The sequence below is a fragment of the Delftia sp. 60 genome, from assembly GCF_002754395.1.
GTDB classification, from domain to species: domain Bacteria; phylum Pseudomonadota; class Gammaproteobacteria; order Burkholderiales; family Burkholderiaceae_C; genus Comamonas; species Comamonas acidovorans.
Map to the genome: position 1 here is coordinate 2,538,738 of NZ_PEFD01000001.1, position 18,442 is coordinate 2,557,179.

General features: G+C 65.9%; 18 protein-coding genes and 1 pseudogene. 6 read left to right on the forward strand and 13 right to left on the reverse strand.

The genetic code is table 11. The annotated features are described in order from the left end of the window. Positions 1-13: 13 nt before the first annotated feature. Positions 14-865 (reverse strand): LysR substrate-binding domain-containing protein, encoded by an 852-nt coding sequence (locus CLV01_RS11460; protein ID WP_013803446.1) that lies wholly within the window; start codon positions 863-865, stop codon positions 14-16. 181 nt (positions 866-1,046) lie between these two features. On the opposite strand from CLV01_RS11460, the gene phnD reads away from it, so the two are divergent. From phnD to phnX, 5 genes are read left to right on the forward strand one after another with little or no spacing between them, the layout of a single operon-like run. Further along, the gene (gene phnD / locus CLV01_RS11465; RefSeq protein ID WP_099734256.1) at positions 1,047-1,925 is read left to right on the forward strand and encodes a phosphonate ABC transporter substrate-binding protein; all 879 of its coding nucleotides are present in this window, start codon (positions 1,047-1,049) and stop codon (positions 1,923-1,925) included. Then, positions 1,922-2,812, forward strand: coding sequence for a phosphonate ABC transporter ATP-binding protein (gene phnC, locus CLV01_RS11470; protein ID WP_043823862.1), 891 nt, complete (start codon positions 1,922-1,924; stop codon positions 2,810-2,812). Before phnD ends, phnC begins: the two co-directional genes overlap by 4 nt. Further along, positions 2,812-3,657, forward strand: coding sequence for a phosphonate ABC transporter, permease protein PhnE (phnE, locus tag CLV01_RS11475; RefSeq protein WP_099734255.1), 846 nt, complete (start codon positions 2,812-2,814; stop codon positions 3,655-3,657). The genes phnC and phnE overlap by 1 nt, the downstream gene beginning before the upstream one ends. Positions 3,658-3,704: 47 nt before the next feature. Further along, positions 3,705-4,793 (forward strand): iron-containing alcohol dehydrogenase PsrA, encoded by a 1,089-nt coding sequence (psrA, locus tag CLV01_RS11480; RefSeq protein WP_099734254.1) that lies wholly within the window; start codon positions 3,705-3,707, stop codon positions 4,791-4,793. Positions 4,794-4,847: 54 nt separating this feature from the next. Beyond that, positions 4,848-5,693, forward strand: coding sequence for a phosphonoacetaldehyde hydrolase (phnX, locus tag CLV01_RS11485; protein WP_099734253.1), 846 nt, complete (start codon positions 4,848-4,850; stop codon positions 5,691-5,693). 143 nt (positions 5,694-5,836) lie between these two features. On the opposite strand, the gene fghA is transcribed toward phnX, so the two are convergent. Both fghA and CLV01_RS11495 read right to left on the reverse strand, forming a co-directional pair. Continuing rightward, positions 5,837-6,709: an S-formylglutathione hydrolase gene (fghA, locus tag CLV01_RS11490; protein WP_099735182.1), complete on the reverse strand. Its 873-nt coding sequence runs from the start codon at positions 6,707-6,709 to the stop codon at positions 5,837-5,839. 248 nt (positions 6,710-6,957) lie between these two features. Next, entirely contained in the window at positions 6,958-8,067 is a 1,110-nt protein-coding gene (locus CLV01_RS11495; RefSeq protein WP_012204334.1) for an S-(hydroxymethyl)glutathione dehydrogenase/class III alcohol dehydrogenase, read from the reverse strand. 238 nt (positions 8,068-8,305) lie between these two features. Between CLV01_RS11495 and CLV01_RS11500 the strand changes: the two genes are divergently transcribed. Then, positions 8,306-9,343, forward strand: coding sequence for a GlxA family transcriptional regulator (locus CLV01_RS11500; RefSeq protein ID WP_065347626.1), 1,038 nt, complete (start codon positions 8,306-8,308; stop codon positions 9,341-9,343). An 11-nt stretch (positions 9,344-9,354) separates the two neighbouring features. Here CLV01_RS11500 and CLV01_RS11505 read toward each other — a convergent pair whose 3' ends face one another. The 10 genes and pseudogenes from CLV01_RS11505 to CLV01_RS11550 all read right to left on the reverse strand — a co-directional run bounded on the left by CLV01_RS11505 (position 9,355) and on the right by CLV01_RS11550 (position 18,328). After that, a complete protein-coding gene (locus CLV01_RS11505; protein ID WP_180288378.1) occupies positions 9,355-10,671 on the reverse strand; it encodes a DEAD/DEAH box helicase in 1,317 nt (438 codons plus the stop codon). 292 nt (positions 10,672-10,963) lie between these two features. After that, positions 10,964-11,476 carry a hypothetical protein gene (locus tag CLV01_RS11510; protein ID WP_099734252.1) on the reverse strand — a complete coding sequence of 171 codons (513 nt, stop codon included), beginning with the start codon at positions 11,474-11,476 and terminating at the stop codon, positions 10,964-10,966. Beyond that, positions 11,473-12,170 (reverse strand): annotated as a pseudogene (locus CLV01_RS11515) (peptidoglycan recognition protein family protein). Before CLV01_RS11515 ends, CLV01_RS11510 begins: the two are co-directional and overlap by 4 nt. A gap of 204 nt (positions 12,171-12,374) precedes the next feature. Continuing rightward, the gene (locus CLV01_RS11520; RefSeq protein WP_012204342.1) at positions 12,375-13,685 is read right to left on the reverse strand and encodes a citrate synthase; all 1,311 of its coding nucleotides are present in this window, start codon (positions 13,683-13,685) and stop codon (positions 12,375-12,377) included. A gap of 25 nt (positions 13,686-13,710) precedes the next feature. Then, the gene (locus CLV01_RS11525; RefSeq protein WP_012204343.1) at positions 13,711-14,010 is read right to left on the reverse strand and encodes an FAD assembly factor SdhE; all 300 of its coding nucleotides are present in this window, start codon (positions 14,008-14,010) and stop codon (positions 13,711-13,713) included. Further along, a complete protein-coding gene (locus CLV01_RS11530) occupies positions 14,010-14,714 on the reverse strand; it encodes a succinate dehydrogenase iron-sulfur subunit (RefSeq protein WP_012204344.1) in 705 nt (234 codons plus the stop codon). Before CLV01_RS11530 ends, CLV01_RS11525 begins: the two co-directional genes overlap by 1 nt. Positions 14,715-14,741: 27 nt before the next feature. After that, positions 14,742-16,547 carry a succinate dehydrogenase flavoprotein subunit gene (gene sdhA / locus CLV01_RS11535; protein ID WP_012204345.1) on the reverse strand — a complete coding sequence of 602 codons (1,806 nt, stop codon included), beginning with the start codon at positions 16,545-16,547 and terminating at the stop codon, positions 14,742-14,744. A 33-nt stretch (positions 16,548-16,580) separates the two neighbouring features. Next, entirely contained in the window at positions 16,581-16,946 is a 366-nt protein-coding gene (gene sdhD / locus CLV01_RS11540; protein ID WP_012204346.1) for a succinate dehydrogenase, hydrophobic membrane anchor protein, read from the reverse strand. A gap of 36 nt (positions 16,947-16,982) precedes the next feature. After that, the gene (sdhC, locus tag CLV01_RS11545) at positions 16,983-17,405 is read right to left on the reverse strand and encodes a succinate dehydrogenase, cytochrome b556 subunit (RefSeq protein WP_012204347.1); all 423 of its coding nucleotides are present in this window, start codon (positions 17,403-17,405) and stop codon (positions 16,983-16,985) included. Between the two features lie 134 nt (positions 17,406-17,539). Further along, positions 17,540-18,328, reverse strand: a complete 789-nt coding sequence (locus CLV01_RS11550) for a GntR family transcriptional regulator (protein WP_012204348.1) — start codon at positions 18,326-18,328, stop codon at positions 17,540-17,542. Positions 18,329-18,442 lie beyond the last annotated feature (114 nt).

Sequence of the window (18,442 nt, forward strand, 5' to 3'; positions counted from 1 at the left end):
CCCGGCTCGGCCCTCAAACCGCCTCCAGAAAAGACCTCACCAGCAGGCTGTCGCTGCGCTCGCGCATGCAATAGACATAGGTGGTGGTGCTGGCCGGGTCGCCCGCGATGCGCAGCGGGCGAAAGCGCGGGTCGGGGATGAATTCGGCTTCGGACACGGCGCCCAGTCCCAGGCCGCGCGCCACGGCTTCGCGTATGGCTTCGCGGCTGCCGATTTCCAGTTCGGTGCGCGGCTGCACGCCGGCGGCCTGCAGCACCGATTCCAGCGCGGTGCGCGTGGTCGAGCCGTGCTCGCGCAGCAGCAAAGGCTGGCCCTGCAGTTCGGACAGCGCGATTTCGCTGCGCCGCGCGAAGGGATGGGCCACATGGGCGAACAGCACGATGGCGTGGCGCGCGTACTCGCGTGCCAGCAGCTCCGGGCGGTCGTAGAGGCCGGCGAGCACGGCCACGTCGGTGTCGTAGCGTTCCAGGTCGGCCAGCACCTGCTGCGAGTTGCCCATGCGGATGGACAGCTGCATGCCCGGGTGCCGTGCGCGGTAGGCGGCCACCATCTCGATCACATGGAAGGGCCCCACGGCGCCGATCTTGAGCTCGCCCTGGTGCAACTGCCCCGAGTCGCGCAGGAAGAACTCGGCCTCGGCCTCCAGCGCCATGATTTTCTGCGCCATGGGCAGCAGTCTGGCGCCTGCGCCCGTGAGCGTCATGCGGTAGCCGCGGCGGTGGAACAGCTCGATCTGGCTTTGGCGCTCCAGCGTGGCGATCTGGGTGGAGATGGTGGGCTGGCTCACGCCCAGTGCGCGGGCGGCGGCGCTGAGGCTGCCGTGGTGGGCGACGGCGATGAAGGCGCGGTAGCGGGCGTTGCTCACGAAAGTCGGTATCTCAAGGTTTTGTCTATGGATGCTGTCAAAACCGATTCTGAAACTTTCACATGGCAGAAATATGTCGCTCCTAGCATTCAGCCATCCCCACCCGCCTGGCGATTTGGCCGGCGATTCACGGATCCACCGATCTGCCGATGTGCCTGACCTGATGCAAAGGAACACTCCCATGAAGATGAACCGCAAGACCTGGCTGCGCCATGCCGCAGCCGTGCTGGCCCTGGCCGCCACCGCTACCACTGCCGCCTTTGCCCAGAGCGCCGAGCTGCGCGTGGGCCTGATCCCTTCGGAGGACGCGCAGGCCATGATCCGCGCCAGCCAGCAGGTCATGGACCAGCTGGCCACCCGCACCGGCATGAAGGTGCGGCCCTTCGTGGCCAATGACTACAACGGCGTGATCGAGGCGCTGCGCTCCAACAAGATCGACATCGCCTTCCTCGGCCCGTTCTCGTACGTGCTGGCCAGCCAGGTGGCAGGCGCCGAAGCCTTTGCGGTGGCCGTGACCAAGAAGACGGGCAAGAGCGCGTACCACAGCATGGTGATCTCCCGCAAGGACAAGGGTCCGGCCAGCGTGGCCGATCTCAAGGGCCGCAGCTTTGCCTTTGTGGACCCGACATCGGCGTCGGGCCACCTGTTTCCCAAGGCCGGGTTGATGGCCGAGGGCTTCGATGCGGACAAGGGCTTTTCGCGCGTGATCTTCTCGGGCTCGCACGACGCCAGCATCATGGCCGTGGCCAACGGCAAGGTGGATGCGGCGGCCGTGGCCGACCGCATCTTCGACTCGGCCGTGAGCAAGGGCCTGGTCAAGCGCGAGGACTTCCAGATCGTCTGGCGCTCCCAGCCCATCCCCGAGTCGCCCATGACCTGGCGCAAGAACCTGGACGCCGGCACCAAGCAGAAGGTGGCTGCGGCCCTGGCCGAGGTCAAGGACCTGCCCTGGGGCGACCAGGGCGTGCTCGACGGCTTTGCGGCCACGGATGACAAGGCCTACGACGTGGTACGCCAGACGGCCAAGGCCCTGAAGCTCGACCTCGGGAGCATGAAATGATCCGCATCCGCCAATTGCGCAAGAGCTATGGCAGCAACCACGTGCTGCATGGCATCGACCTGGATGTGCAGCCCGGCGAGTTCGTCGTCATGCTGGGCCTGTCGGGGGCCGGCAAGTCCACGCTGCTGCGCTGCATGAACGGCCTGGCCCGCGCCGACAGCGGCACGCTGGAGGTGGGCGGCATGGACCTGATGCTGGGCGGCGGCAGGCACAGCCGGCGCGAGCTGGCTCGCCACGTGGCCATGGTCTTTCAGCACCACAACCTGGTGCCGCGCCTGTCGGTGCGCAAGAACGTGCTGACCGGGCGCCTGGGCCAGACCGGCACCCTGGCCTCGGTGCTGCAGCTGTTCCGCGAAAGCGATATCCGCCTGGCCGACCAGTGCCTGGAGCGCGTGGGCCTGGCCCACAAGGCGCTGGAGCGCACCGAGGCGCTGTCGGGTGGGCAGATGCAGCGCGTGGGCATTGCCCGCGCGCTGGCCCAGCAGCCCCAGGTCATCCTGGCCGACGAGCCCGTGGCCAGCCTGGACCCCAAGACCGCGCGCAGCGTGCTGCAGTACCTGCGTGATGCCACGCGCGAGCTGGGCATTGCCGTGGTCTGCAACCTGCACCAGGTGGACTACGCGCGGGAGTTCGGCGACCGTGTGCTGGGCCTGGCCCAGGGCCGCATGGTCTTTGACGGATCGCCGCAGGCGCTGGACGAGGCCGCGCTGCAGGCCATCTACCATGCGCAGCCCACTGCAGGGCAAGGCGCAGGGCAAGGAGCAGGGCAGGGCGCAGAGCCGGACACACCTCCGGGCACGGCTGCCATAGGGCCTGCCGGCCTGCATGCGCAGGCGCCGGTGCCTGCCTCGTGGATGCGGGCCAGCGCGCCCGCAGGAGGACTGTGATGACCAGCGCCAACTCCTGGAACCCCGAGCCGCGCGACCGCTGGCAATGGACCGCGCCGCGCCCCCATGGCGGCCTGGGCTGGACCGGCTATGCGGCTGCGGCCCTGGCCATCGCCTGGGTGCTGCACTGGAGCGCGGGCGGCGCGCAGATGAGCTGGGGCGAACTGGCGGCAGGCATGCCCCAGATCGCGGATTTCGTGGCGCGCTCCGTGCCGCCGGACTGGAGCATGCTGCCGCGCCTGATGGCGCCTGCGCTGGAGACGGTGCAGATCGCCATCTGGGGCACGCTGCTGTCCGTGGTGCTGGCGCTGCCGCTGTCCTTCATCGCGGCCAGCAACCTGCATGGCTGGCACTGGCTGCGGCGCATCACGCGGCAGTTCCTGAACGTGGTGCGCAGCATCAACGAGCTGATCCTGGCGCTGGTCTTTGTCTCGGCCGTGGGCCTGGGGCCGTTTCCCGGCGTGCTGGCCCTGGCGCTGCATGGCATGGGCATGCTGGGCAAGTTCTTCGCCGAGAGCATCGAAGAGATCGACGACGGCCCGCTGCAGGCCCTGCGCAGCGCAGGCGCCACGCAATTGCAGCTCATCGTCTTCGGCGTGATACCGCAGGCCATCACGGCCTGGATCGCGGTCGTGCTCTACCGCTTCGAGGTCAACCTGCGCTCGGCCACGGTGCTGGGCATGGTGGGCGCGGGCGGGCTGGGGTTCGAGTTGGTCGGCAGCCTCAAGCTGTTCCGCTACCAGGAGACGGCCACCTGCATCGTGGTCATCACCGTGATGGTGATCGCCGCCGATCTCGTCTCCCACTGGCTGCGCCGCCGCATCCAGCAGGGCACCCGCCATTGAGGGCTGCGCTTTTCCCGGCGCCCCCGTTTCATTCAAAGGACCGATTTGTGTGGACCTATCACAACCCCGTTGCCATCCATGCCGGTCCCGGCCGCCTGGACCGCCTGCCCGAGCTGCTGGCCGGGCGAGACTGCCTGCTGGTGACATTTCCCGAGGCCGAATCCCTGGGCCTGGTGCAGCAGCTGCGCCAACGGCTGGGCAGCCAGCTGCGCGGCGTGGTGGACGGCATTGCGCCCAACCCCGATGTGCAGTGGCTGGCCCCGCTGTATGACCGCGTGCACCGCGAATACGCCGAGGTCCCGTGCATCGTGGCCCTGGGCGGCGGCAGCGCCATCGACTCGGCCAAGGCGCTGATGTGCGCCACGCCCACGCGGCGTTTCGGCGAACTGCTGCAGGCCCTGGAGCAGGGGCTGGCCCTGCCGGCCGCAGGCCACAAGGCGCTGATCGCCATTCCCACCACGGCCGGCACGGGCAGCGAGGTCACGCCCTGGGCCACGATCTGGGACCAGGCCGCAGGCCGCAAGCACTCGCTGCACCAGCACTGGACCTGGCCCGAGGCGGCCATCATCGACGCGCAGCTCATGCAAAGCCTGCCGGCCGGCGCCACGCTGGCATCGGGGCTGGATGCGCTGTCGCATGCGCTGGAGTCCATCTGGAACCGGCACCGCAATCCCGTCTCCACCACCTTGGCCGTGGGCGCCGCGCGCCGCACCCTGACCACGCTGCCCGCGCTGATGCAGGACCTGGGCAGCCTGCCGCTGCGAAGCCGCATGGCCGAGGCCGCCCTGATGGCCGGCCTGGCCTTCTCCAACACCCGCACGGCGCTGGCGCATTCGCTGTCCTACGACATCACGCTGCGCCATGGCGTGGCCCACGGCATTGCCTGTTCGTTCAGCCTGCCGCTGGTGCTGGAGATGGCCCTGGGCGCCGACGACGAGGCCGATGCGGCCCTGCTGTCCATCTTCGATGCCGCCACGGGCGAGCTGGCCGTGCAGCGCCTGCGCAACTTCCTCGAAGGACTGGGCGTGGCCACCGATCCCGCGCACTACGGCGTGCCTGGGGATGAGTGGCAGCAGCTGCTGCAGTCGGCCGCATCCGGCCCGCGCGGGCGCAATTTCATCCGCACGCTGGAATGAACAGGCGCGTGCGGCCCTCTTCTGTTTGAACCTCTTTCCTAGTCAAAAAGCACCATGAACCACACCACCGTCTCCACCGCCGCCGCCGATCTGTCGCCGCTGCAGGCTGTCATCTTCGACTGGGCCGGCACCCTGGTCGATTTCGGCTCGCTGGCGCCCACGCAGATCTTTGTCGAGGCCTTTGCCAGCTTCGGCATCACCATCACCCTGGCCCAGGCTCGCGGCCCCATGGGCCTGTCCAAGTGGCAGCACATCCACGAGCTGCTGCAGGACGAAGGCATCCGCGCGCAATGGCACAAGGCCTTCGGCCAGCAGCCTGGCGACGCCGACGTGGATGCCATCTACGCCCGCTTCATGCCCATGCAGATCGCCAAGGTCGGCGAGTTCTCGGCACCCATCGAAGGCGCGCCTGAATTGCTGGGCTGGCTGCGCGCGCAGGGCCTGAAGGTGGGCTCGTGCTCGGGCTATCCGCGTGAAGTCCTGAACCAGCTGCTGCCCCAGGCAGCGGCCAACGGCCTGGCTCCCGACCATGTGGTGGCCGGCGATGAAATGGCCGCAGGCGGCCGCCCCGGCCCCTTCATGGCGCTGGCCAATGTGCTGGCGCTGGGCATCGGCGATGTGCGTGCCTGCGTGAAGGTGGACGACACCGTGCCCGGCATCGAGGAAGGCCGCAACGCCGGCATGTGGACCGTGGGCCTGACCCTGTCCGGCAACGAAGTCGGCTACTCCCCCGCCGAACTGGCCGCCGCCCCCGCCGAAGAAGTGCGCGAACGCATGGCCCGCGCCGAAGCCAAGCTGCGCGCAGCCGGCGCCCACCACGTGATCGCCAGCGTGAAGGACCTGCCGCAGGTACTGGAGCGTATTGCGCAGGACATGCGCGCTGGCCATAGGCCAGGTTGAGGCAATCTGCCCTGCACCTGTTGGGCTCATCACCCTTTGAAACTGGCGCGGCCAAAAAAACGGGGACGCCGAGCAAGAGCCGCCTCGCGGCGATGGCGTCGTCCCCCTCCCGCGAAGCGAGAGAGGGGAAGGCGCGAAGCGCCTCAGGGGGTGTTCAGTTGTTCTGCATGATGGCGCAGATGGTCATCAATGAAGCTCTGGATGAAGTAGTAGCCGTGGTCGTAGCCGCCGTGGCGGCGCAGCGTCAGCGGCTGGCCGGCCTGGGCGCAGGCGGCCTCGAAGGCTTCGGGCAGCAGCTGCTTTTCGATCAGGAACTTGTCGGCCAGGCCCTGGTCCACGAGGATGCCGGCCGGGTAGGGCGCCTGGGTCTGGGCGGCCATCAGGCAGCTGGCGTCATGCGCTTCCCAGGCATTGCGGTCATCGCCCAGATAGCCTGAGAAGGCTTTCAGGCCCCAGGGGCAGTTGACGGGGTTGGCGATGGGCGCGAACGCCGACAGGCTCTTGAAGCGGCCCGGATGGCGCAGCGCCAGCGTGAGCGCGCCGTGGCCGCCCATGGAGTGGCCGAAGATGCCCAGCCGCTGCGCGTCGATGGGCAGGCGTGCGGCGATCAGCGGCAGCAGCTCGCCCAGCAGATAGCTTTCCATGCGCCAGTGCAGTGCCCAGGGCTTGGTGGTGGCATCCAGGTAGAAGCCCGCGCCCACGCCGAAGTCCCAGGCATCGGCCTCGCCGGGCAGGCCTGCGCCGCGCGGGCTGGTGTCGGGCGCGATCAGCGCAATGCCCAGCTCGGCGGCCAGGCGCTGGGCGCCGGCCTTGGTCATGAAGGTCTCTTCGGTGCAGGTCAGCCCGGCCAGGTAGAGCACGGCAGGCACCTTCTCGCCGGCCACGGCCTTGGGCGGCAGGAAGACCGAGAACTTCATGTTCAGGCCGATCTCGGCGGAGAAATGCTCGTAGAAACGCTGTGCGCCGCCGAAGCAGGCATGGGCGTTCTTGAGTTCCAGGGGCGGCAGTGCGGACATGGTGTTCCTCAAAAAGAAAAATGCTACGGGCACCTTGGCAAGCGGTGCGTGCAGCATTCAAAGATGGGAGTTGATACGCTATACACGGTCAAAGGCCCATGAAACTGGCGCTGCCCAGGCGAGAGGCGCCGAGCAAGAGCCGCCTCGCGGCGGGGGCGCCCAGCCGAGGGCGTCGTCCCCCTCCCTCGCGTAGCGAGTAGAGAGGCGCCGTGCAACGGGGGAAGGCGCGCAGCGCCTCAGGGGGAGCTTCAGTACACGACGACGGAGCGGATGGACTTGCCTTCGTGCATCAGGTCAAAAGCCTCGTTGATCTCCGGCAGGCCCATGGTGTGCGTGACGAAGGGGGCCAGCTGAATCTCGCCGCTCATGGCCTGCTCGACCATGCCGGGCAGTTCGCTGCGGCCCTTGACGCCGCCGAAGGCCGTGCCCAGCCACTTGCGGCCCGTCACCAGCTGGAAGGGGCGTGTGGAGATTTCCTGGCCCGCGCCGGCCACGCCGATGATGACCGACTGGCCCCAGCCGCGGTGCGCGCATTCCAGGGCGGCACGCATCACGTTGACGTTGCCGATGCACTCGAAGCTGTGGTCCACGCCCCAGCCCGTCATCTCGACGATGACCTGCTGGATGGGCTTGTCGAAATCCTTGGGATTCACGCAGTCGGTGGCGCCGAAGGTGCGGGCCAGGTCGAACTTGGAGGGGTTGGTGTCCACGGCGATGATGCGGCCGGCCTTGGCCAGCTTGGCGCCCTGGATCACGGCTAGGCCGATGCCGCCCAGGCCGAACACGGCCACGGTGTCGCCTTCCTGGACCTTGGCGGTGTTCTTGACGGCACCCAGGCCCGTGGTCACGCCGCAGCCCAGCAGGCAGACCTGCTCGGGGTTGGCATCGGGGTGGATCTTGGCCAGCGAGACTTCGGCGACCACGGTGTACTCGCTGAAGGTGGAGCAGCCCATGTAGTGGTAGATGGGCTCGCCGTTGTACGAAAAGCGCGTGGTGCCGTCGGGCATCACGCCCTTGCCCTGGGTGGCGCGCACGGAAACGCACAGGTTGGTCTTGCCGCTCTTGCAGAACAGGCATTCGCCGCATTCGGCCGTGTACAGCGGGATCACGTGGTCGCCGGGCTTGACGCTGGTCACGCCTTCGCCGACCTCGACGACGATGCCCGCGCCTTCATGGCCGAGCACGGCGGGGAAGATGCCTTCCGGATCGTCGCCCGACAGCGTGAACGCGTCGGTGTGGCAGACGCCGGTGTGGGTGATCTTGATCAGGACCTCGCCCTTCTTCGGGGGGGCCACGTCGATCTCGACGATCTGCAGGGGTTCTCCAGCCTTGAAGGCGACGGCGGCTTTGGATTTCATGGGCGTGTCTTTCTGTCGGGGTGGCTCAGGAACGGCAGTGCGCGCGCTCCGCGAAGCCTTGAATGTAGGCCATGGCCGGGCGGCCCGGCCGCATCATGGCCGCAGCCCCAGGTGATATGTCCGAATCTGAGGGGTGTGGCCGGCGTCGGCCGGGCCTGCTGGCCGTGGGTGCTTGCGTCTTTTCGTATAGTCCGCCCCATTCTTTCCACCCTGACCGCCTCCGAGCCCGCCGTTTCCCATGGACCACCGCCACGCCAGCGCCCACCGCATCGATCTTGTCGTCTACCCCGGCTTCAAGGCGCTGGAGGCCATAGGGCCCATGTCGGTGTTCGACTATGCCAACGTGCACCTGCGCGCGCGCGGCCAGAGCGACGGCTACGAGGTGCGCGTGGTCTCGCAGCGGCAAGGGCCCGTGCGCTCGGACACGCTGATGTCGCTGGAGGCCACGCATACGCTGGCCGGGCTGGAGGCTGCAGGCATGGGCTGCACCGTGGTCGTCGTGGGCTCGCGCCATATCGAGCAGGTGCTGGGCGGCTCGGGCGAGCTGGTCGCCTGGCTGGGCCGCGTGGCGCCGCGCGTGCAGCGGCTGATTGCGCTGTGCTCGGGCAGCTTCTTCCTGGCCGAGGCCGGTTTGCTGGACGGCCGGCGCGCGGCCACGCACTGGAGCGTGACGGCGCAACTGGCCCAGCGCCATCCGCGCGTGCAGGTCGATGCCGATGCCATCTACCTGCGCGAGGAAATCCGCGATGGCGCAGGCAGCCGCCAGCTGTGGACCTCGGCCGGCGTGACGGCCGGCATCGACCTGGCCCTGGCTGTGGTGGAGGAGGATTTCGGCCACGCGCTGGCGCTGGAGGTGGCGCGCGACCTGGTCATGTACCTCAAGCGCCCCGGCGGGCAGTCGCAGTTCAGCGTGCCGCTGGCGGCCCAGGCCGCGCAGCACGGCGGCGTGCAGGCCGTGCAGCAGTGGGTGATGACCCATCTGGCCGAGCCCCTGACCCTTGCTCAGATGGCCGAGCAGGCCCATATGAGCGAGCGCCACCTGCGCCGCGTGTTCCAGCAGGAAACCGGGCAAAGCCCCACGGCCTTTGTGGAGAGCGCGCGGCTGGAGGCGGCCAAGCAACTGCTGGAAAGCCAGGCCCATCTGCCACTCAAGACCGTGGCCGCGCGCGTGGGCCTGGGCTCGGAGCAGGCGCTGCGCCACCTGTTCGTGCGCCACCTGGGCATTACCCCGGTGGCGTACCGGGATCGCTTTGGCGGGCGAGGTGGCGCGGGCTGAACCGGAAACGCTCAGTTCTTTTTTGCGGTCTCGGCTGCTTCGGCGGCCGCGGCGCGCAGCTTGTCCTTCTTGCTGGGGCGGCGGCCCTTGATGCCGCCGTTGCCGTCCTGGGCCACCGGAGGCGGCGGCACGGGCTCGGTGGGCTCGAAGCCCGGCAACTGCTCCAGTTCAAGGTCCAGCTGGTTGCGCTTGCAGATCAGCGCCCAGTGCGCCTGGTCGGCCGGCGTCACGAAGCTGATGGCCGTGCCGTCCTCGCCCGCGCGGCCCGTGCGGCCGATGCGATGCACATAGTCGGTGGCCGAGCGCGGCAGGTCGTAGTTGACGACCAGGGGCAGCTGGGTGATGTCGATGCCGCGCGCCGCCAGGTCGGTGGTGATCATCACTTGCCAGCGCTTGGCCTTGAAGTCGGCCAGCGCTTCCTTGCGTGCGCCCTGGCTCAGGTCGCCATGGAAGGCCGTGGCGAAGATGCCGGCCTTGTAGAGCTTTTCAGCCACCAGTTCGGCCGTGTGCCGCGTGGCCACGAAGACCAGGGCACGTTCGAGCGTGACAGGGTCGGTGCCCGCAGCGGTGTTGCCCTGCACCAGCTGGCGCAGCAATTGCGTGCGGCGCGCGCGGTCCACGGCAATGGCGCGCTGGGTGATGCTTTGCGGGCTGGCGGCATCCTGGCCTTCGGCGGCATCGACGCGGGCCTGAACGGGATCGTGCAGCAGGCCCGTGGCCAGCGATTGCACGGCATCGGGATAGGTGGCTGAGAACAGCAGGGTCTGGCGTTGCTTCGGCAGCAGGGCCAGCACGCGTTGCAGCTCTTCCTGAAAGCCCAGGTCTAGCAGGCGGTCGGCCTCGTCCAGCACCAGGTGGCGCACGGCGGACAGGCGCACGGCGTTGTGCTCCACCAGGTCCAGCAGGCGGCCCGGCGTGGCCACCAGGAAATCGGCACTGCCGCGCAGCATCATCATCTGCGGGTTGATGGACACGCCGCCATAGACCACGCCGATGCGCGGCGGCTGCTTGAGCGCGCGGCCCAGGTCGGACAGCGTCTCGCCCACCTGCTGGGCCAGCTCGCGCGTGGGCACCACGATCAGCGTGGTCAGGGTTCGCACAAAGCCGCCCTGGGCACCCTGGGCCTTGCCGCCATCCATCCAGCGCTGCAGCAGCGGCAGCAGGTAGGCGGCCGTCTTGCCCGAGCCCGTGGGCGCACAGGCCCAGAGGTCGCGGCCCGCAAGCACGGGGGCGATGGACTGGGTCTGTATGGGTGTGGGATCGACCAGGCCCAGGTCTTGGAGGCTGGAGACCAGCGCCGGGCTCAGGCCGAGGGAGGCAAAGTTCATGGTGTGCAGGGAGTGGCTGGGGCCGGAACCCCGGCGCAAGAAAGGGCCGGCCACGAGGGCCGGGGGGGCATTGTCGGCGAAACCGCGCCGCTGCGTGAAGCAGGGGGCTTGGCCCCGGCGCTCAGGCCAGGCGGCGCAGCCGGCCAGCAGGTCGTTCACCAGGCCACCTGCCGTTGCAGCCGGGTCGGTGGCGCGTGCTTGAGCGGCTATCTGGCATCGGCCGCACGAAGCGTTGAGTAAAGCGTCAGAGCAATTGCCAAAACCGGCGCGCAAGAGAAGGCCAGACCGTGACTCAAGGCGGGAGCCGGCCCAGCCTCTTCAGCTCCTTGAGCCGCCTTTCCGTGGCGCGGTCCAAGGCGTCTTGCAGCAGGTGCATCTTGCGTTTGTTGCAAGGAGCGCAGTCGTAGTAGCGTGAGGGCACTCCAAGGGGTTCAAGCTTCCTGTTCGCCTCGAAGATTCTGATTCGCCCTGTTGGCTCGATATCCATGACGATGATCTTTCCGCTCTTGAACGTGACGGACGCACCTCCGGAGCATCCGGATCTATCCATGTTTTCTTCGCTGAAATAGGATTTTTCCGAGATTCGGCGTATGTGCTGCAATGCATATCGCACATCCTCCTCGGTCAGGATCACATCGTCGCAATCGAGCCATTTTTTATCCTCCCAAGCGGGGTTGCTTGATGAGGGGGCGAAGATATTGATTTTCTGGATGTTCTTTGCAGAATACCGGGCGTCAGCAGCATGAATCGGTGAGGCCATGACCATCGCTGAAGTTATTGCCCAAAAAAATTGGTGGTACTTCATGGTGTGTTCGTAGGAAGGTTCCAGTTTGCACCTTCTGCTTCGGTCAGATTTTTCCAACTTACCTCGGGATGTTTGAAGACTTCACCGGGCGACAGTTGCATGGAGTCCTGCAGTGCTTCAACAAGCCATGTCAGTGACCGGTTCTGAGCTTGGGTCGGGGCGGGATAGAGGCCGCGCTCTCCTCGCAATCTCTCGGGGGCAAATCCGCTTCGTTGGAGGAAGGTTTGAACCCCTTCGGCAGCTCCGCTCGACCGACCATCTCGATACCTATGGCCTCCATATTGCTCGGATAGCGTTCACCAGGAGCCTTCATCATCTCGATGCGGTGTACCCCCTTTGCCTTCAGTCCTTCATAGTCCCTGGCCTTGCATTTCCCCACAAGCAGGCACCTCGCCTTCAGCGGGCCCACATGGTTGGCACGCTGATAGATGGCCGCAGTCTGGTAGATGGTGCCGTCCTTGTCGATCAGGAAATGCGCCCCATTGGCCTTCGGGTTCCTGTAGCTGTTGAGCGAAGACTGGGCCGTGTTGGCATCGGTCTGATGCACGACGATGCCGGTGATGGCGGCGGTCCGCTTTCCTCTCTCGATGGCGGGGCTGCGCGCATTCCTGACGCGCGCATGGATGAGCATTCCGTCCTTGTTGATTTCGACAAGCATGTGAGTCCCGGGGTTGCGTTGAACGGCAGCGGGCATTGCGCTGCGGCTCCATCCCGTTTGAGGGAGGGTCAACGGCCACCTTAAGGTGGATAGGCTCAATCAATGGGCATGCCACGATAGGGAAAATGGTGTTCCTAGGACTGGTGCGGCCTTCTGGAGCGGTGGGCTCGCAAATGAAAAAAGCCCCATGCAAAGGCATGGGGCTTTTGGGTGCCGGGCCGCTGAGGCTCGGACCTGCGATCAGCGCTGGCCGATCGGCTTGACGTCGCGGGACACGGAGCCCGTGAACAGCTGGCGGGGACGGCCGATCTTGTACTCGGGGTCGGCCATCTGCTCGTTGAGCTGGGCGATCCAGCCCACGGTGCGGGCCAGGGCGAAGATGCCGGTGAACAGGTTCACGGGCACGCCGATGGCGCGCTGCACGATGCCGGAGTAGAAGTCCACGTTCGGGTAGAGCTTGCGCTGCACGAAGTAGTCGTCTTCCAGGGCGATCTTCTCGACTTCCTTGGCCAGGGCGAACAGGGGGTCCTTTTCCAGGCCCAGTTCGGCCAGCACTTCATTGCAGGTTTCCTGCATGAGCTTGGCGCGGGGGTCGTAGTTCTTGTAGACGCGGTGGCCGAAGCCCATCAGCTTGACGCCGCTGTTCTTGTCCTTGACCTGTTCCATGAACTCGCCGACCTTGGCAACGCCGCCGTTGGCCTGCAGGTATTCCAGCATGTTCAGGCAGGCTTCGTTGGCGCCGCCGTGGGCAGGGCCCCACAGGCAGGCCACGCCGGCCGAGATGGCGGCGAAGGGGTTGGTGCCCGACGAGCCGCACAGGCGCACGGTGGAGGTGGAGGCGTTTTGCTCGTGGTCTGCGTGCAGGATGAAGATGCGGTCCAGCGCGCGCTCGACCACGGGGTTCACCTTGAACTCCTCGCAGGGGTTGCCGAACATCATGCGCATGAAGTTGCCGGCGTAGCTCAGGTCGTTCTTGGGGTACATGTACGGAGCACCGATGCCGTACTTGTAGGCCATGGAGACCAGCGTGGGCATCTTGGCGATCAGGCGGATCGCGGCGATGTCGCGGTGCTCGGCGTTGTTGATGTCCATGTTGTCGTGGTAGAAGGCCGACATGCCGCCGACCAGACCCGTCAGGACGGCCATGGGGTGGGCGTCACGGCGGAAACCACGCAGGAAGAACTGCATCTGCTCGTTGACCATGGTGTGCTTGGTCACGCGCTCGACGAAGTCGGCCTTCTCGGACTCGTTGGGCAGCTCGCCGTACAGCAGCAGGTAACAGGTCTCGAGGTAGTCGCAGTTCTTGGCCAGCTGCTCGATGGGGTAGCCACGGTACAGCAGCTCGCCCTTGTCGCCATCGATGTAGGTGATGGCGGACTGGCACGAGGCGGTAGAGAGGAAGCCCGGGTCATAGGTGAACATGCCGGTCTGCGCGTACAGCTTGCGGATGTCCACCACGTCGGGACCGACGTTGCCCTGGTAGACGGGCAGCTCGACGCTGGGAGCGCCGTTGCTGAATGACAGCGTTGCTTTGTTGTCTGCGAGTTTCATTTCCAAACTTCCTTCTCTAGATTGCCTAGCCTACTAGCGGGAGAGAACCGGGCTTGCGCTTGCGCACCAGTTCCAGAACTTCCCTGATTTCTTGGGTATCGAGTTCACCTTCAGGCTCCTTGCGGCGCAAGAAGAGGTCCATCAGGTCGTTGTCTGCCAGGTCCATCAAGGCAGACAGACCGCTCGCGTGTCTCCGCGTGAGCTGGTCTCCGTAGGTGGCGAAGAACTGCGCGATGAACAGGTCGTTCTCGACCAGGCCGCGCCGGCAGCGCCAGCGCAGCAGGTCTCGCTCGCGTTCGTCGAGCAGAGTATTCGTCATGGTCATCAGATGGCCCGGCGGACCATCAGTTCCTTGATCTTGCCAATGGCCTGCGTGGGGTTCAGGTGCTTGGGGCACACGTCCACGCAGTTCATGATGGTGTGGCAACGGAAGAGGCGGTACGGATCTTCCAGGTTGTCAAGGCGGTCACCCGTGGCCTCGTCGCGGCTGTCCGCGATGAAGCGGTAGGCCTGCAGCAGGCCGGCCGGGCCCACGAACTTGTCGGGGTTCCACCAGAAGCTGGGGCAGCTGGTGGAGCAGCTGGCGCACAGAATGCACTCGTACAGGCCGTTGAGCTCTTCGCGCTCTTCAGGCGACTGCAGGCGTTCCTTGGTGGGAGACGCGAAGCTGTCGTTCTGCAGGTACGGCTTGATCGAGTGGTACTGCTTGAAGAACTGCGTCATGTCCACGATCAGGTCGCGGATCACGGGCAGGCCGGGCAGGGGCTTGAGAACGATGTCGCCCTGCAGGGTCTTCATGTTCGTCAGGCAGGCCAGGCCGTTCTTGCCATTGATGTTCATCGCGTCCGAGCCGCACACGCCTTCGCGGCAGGAGCGGCGGAACGAGATGGAGGGGTCCATCTCCTTGAGCTTGACCAGGGCGTCCAGCAGCATGCGCTCGTGGCCGTCCAGCTCGACCTCGACGGTCTGCATGTAGGGCTTGGCATCCTTGTCCGGGTCGTAGCGGTAGATCTTGAAAGTGCGCTTCATTTGTCTGTTCTCTCGTGGGCTGCTGGATTAGAACGTGCGGACCTTGGGCGGCACGCTGTCCACCGTGAGGGGCTTCAGGTTCACGGGCTTGTAGTCCAGGCTGTTGGTGGCGCTGTACCACAGGGTGTGCTTGAGCCATTCCTTGTCATTGCGGCCCAGCGGGAACTCGGCGTGGTCGGCAGGATGCTCGTAGTCGTACACGGTGTGGGCGCCGCGGCATTCGTGGCGGGCAGCGGCCGAGATCATGGTGGCCTGGGCCACTTCGATCAGGTTGTCCACTTCCAGCGCTTCCATGCGGGCGGTGTTCCAGACCTTGGACTTGTCCTTGAGGGTCACGGAGCCCACGCGTTCGCGGATGGCGTTGATCTTGACTTCGCCTTCGTCCATGCTCTTTTGCGTGCGGAACACGCCGGCATGCTGCTGCATGGTGGCGCGGATGTCGCCAGCCAGGTCCTGGGCGTAGGTGCCTTCCTTGGAGTCGTCGAGCTGGTTCAGGCGCGTGAGCGTGCGCTCGGAGCCATCGGCCGGCACGGCCTTGTGGTCGCCGAAGCCGTTGACGAACTGCACGATGTGCTTGCCGGCCGACTTGCCGAAGACCAGCAGGTCCAGCAGCGAGTTCGTGCCCAGGCGGTTGGCGCCGTGCACCGACACGCACGAGCATTCGCCCACGGCATAGAGGCCATTGACCACGTTGTTCTGCTGGCCGTCCCACACCACGACCTGGCCGTTGATGTTGGTGGGAATGCCGCCCATCTGGTAGTGGATGGTGGGCACCACGGGAATCGGTTCCTTGGTGATGTCCACGTTGGCGAAGTTGTGGCCGATCTCTTCCACCGAAGGCAGGCGCTTGCGGATGGTGTCTGCGCCCAGGTGGTCCAGCTTCATCAGGATGTAGTCCTTGTTGGGACCACAGCCACGGCCTTCCTTGATTTCCTGGTCCATGGAGCGGGACACGAAGTCGCGCGGTGCCAGATCCTTCAGCGTGGGAGCGTAGCGCTCCATGAAGCGTTCGCCTTCGCTGTTGAGTAGGATGGCGCCTTCGCCACGGCAGCCTTCGGTCAGCAGCACGCCCGCGCCGGCCACGCCGGTGGGGTGGAATTGCCAGAACTCCATGTCCTGCAGCGGGATGCCTGCGCGTGCAGCCATGCCCAGGCCGTCGCCGGTGTTGATGAAGGCATTGGTCGATGCCTGGAAGATGCGGCCTGCGCCACCCGTGGCCAGCAGCACGGCCTTGGCGTGCAGCTCATACAGGTCGCCGGTTTCCAGTTCGATGGCGGTCACGCCGACCACGTCGCCCTGGGTGTTGCGGATCAGGTCCAGCGCCATCCACTCCACGAAGAAGTTGGTCTTGGACTTGACGTTCTGCTGGTACAGCGTGTGCAGCATGGCGTGGCCGGTACGGTCGGCCGCGGCGCAGGCGCGCTGCACGGGCTTTTCACCGTAGTTGGCCGTGTGGCCGCCGAAGGGGCGCTGGTAGATGGTGCCGTCGGGGTTGCGGTCGAACGGCATGCCGAAGTGTTCCAGCTCGATCACGACGTTGGGCGCTTCGCGGCACATGAACTCGATCGCATCCTGGTCGCCGAGCCAGTCGGAGCCCTTGATGGTGTCGTAGAAGTGGTAGTGCCAGTTGTCTTCGCTCATGTTGCCCAGCGAAGCGGACACGCCGCCCTGCGCAGCCACGGTGTGCGAGCGCGTGGGGAAGACCTTGGACAGCGAGGCCACGGACAGGCCGGCGCGCGACAGTTCCAGCGCGGCACGCAGGCCGGAGCCGCCAGCGCCGACGATGACGACGTCAAACTTGCGCTTGGTGATGTTTGCTTTGGAGTAGCTCATTCTTAACCTTCAATCGTGGAGACCGCGTCTCTATCAGATACGCCACAGGATCTGGATGCCCCAGCCGGCGCAGCCGACGAGCCAGACCAGGGTGAAAACGTTCAGCACCAGGCGCAGGCCCACGGGCTTGACGTAGTCCATCCAGATGTCGCGCACGCCGACCCAGACGTGCCAGGCCAGCGAGACGATCACGGCGAAGGTCAGGAACTTCATCCACTGCGGGGCAAAGATGCCGGCCCACAGGTCATAGCCGACGGAGCCGGTGCTGAAGATCAGCTTGGCCAGCAGCACGATGGTGAACAGTGCCATCAGCACGCCGGTGACGCGCTGCACCATCCAGTCGCGGATGCCGTAGTGCGCACCGACCACGGTGCGCTTGGAGCCGTAATTCACGGACATGGTTCTTTTTCCTTATCGTGAGGGAGAGATCGTGAATCAGTACAGGCCGAACAGCTTGGCACCCAGGATCAGGGTCAGGCCAACGCTCAGGACCAGCACCACCAGGGCCGAGGACTTGCCGAACTGCTTGTTGACGGCGTGGTGGTTCACATCCATGAACAGGTGGCGGACGCCGGCGCAAAAGTGGTGCAGGTAGGCCCAGATCAATGCCAGGCACACGAGCTTGAGGAACCATCCGAAGGGACCCGCGAAAACCGAGGTGAAGCCGTCGAAGGAGATCTCCGAAGTCAGCGACATGTCCATCATCCACAGGATGAAAGGCAGCAGGATGAACATCAGCAGGCCGCTGATGCGGTGCAGGATGGACACGATGCCGGCCGGCGGCAACCGGTAGGTGGGGAGGTCCTTGAAGAAGTTGATGTTGCGGAACTCTGGCCGCTTTTTGGCTTGCTCAGTCATGGCAGGGTACTTTCGTGGATGTAACTGCTTCGTAATCGCTCAGGGGCGGCGATGCAAAATTCTATTGCAATGCAATAAAAACAGCTTTGCTGGGAATTGCGTATTTTCGCCCGCTTCTCTGGGGAACGGATCGTTCAGCTCAGCGCGTTGCGGTAGTGATGGGTGTCGGTGCGGTACAGGCCACGGCGTAACTCCATGGGAACATCGTTGTATGTGTAAGCGGTGCGCTCCACGCTCAGCAGGGGCGTGGTGCTGGGGACATCCAGCAGCAGGGCCTGTTCTGCCTCGGGCAGGACGGCGCGGATCTTTTCGTCGGCGCGCACCATGCGCACGCCGTAGTCCAGCTCGAACATGGCGTAGGTGGGGCCCTGGTAGGCGGACATCTGCTCGGCCGTCAGGCCCTTGAAGGCGTGGCCCGGCAGCCAGATGTCTTCCAAAATGGTCGGGATTGCGGAGAACGACAGCACGCGGCGCACATGCATCACGGCATCGCCGCTGCGCAGCGCCAGGCCGCGCGCCACGTCCGCCGATGCGCGCAGGCGCCGGCAGTCGATGATGCGGCGCTCGGCACGGCCCTCGCCCTGCTGGTCGCCGCCGTCGGGCTGCAGCTTGAGGAAGCGGTACTGCACATGCTGGGCCGCGTGGGTGGCCACGAAGGTGCCCTTGCCCTGGCGGCGCATCACCAGGTTCTCCGCGGCCAGCTCGTCAATGGCCTTGCGCACCGTGCCCTGGCTCACGCGAAAGCGCGCGGCCAGCTCCATCTCGCTGGGAATCAGTTCGCCGGGCCGCCATTCGCCTGCTTCAAGGCTCTGCAGTATCAGTCCCTTGATCTGCTGATACAAAGGGCTGAAGGCCGGGGTCGATGCGCCCGCGCCGATGGTGGGAGCGGCGTTGTCTGAGGCGAGGGGAGGCAGGACTGGCATGGAAAAGTTCGGGGTGGGGAGGCTCCCGGCGACGCAGATGAAAGACTTGGAAACAGACGTCGATCATATCTTATATAAGACATAAGACAAATTGACCGGGCTTCGAAATCGGGA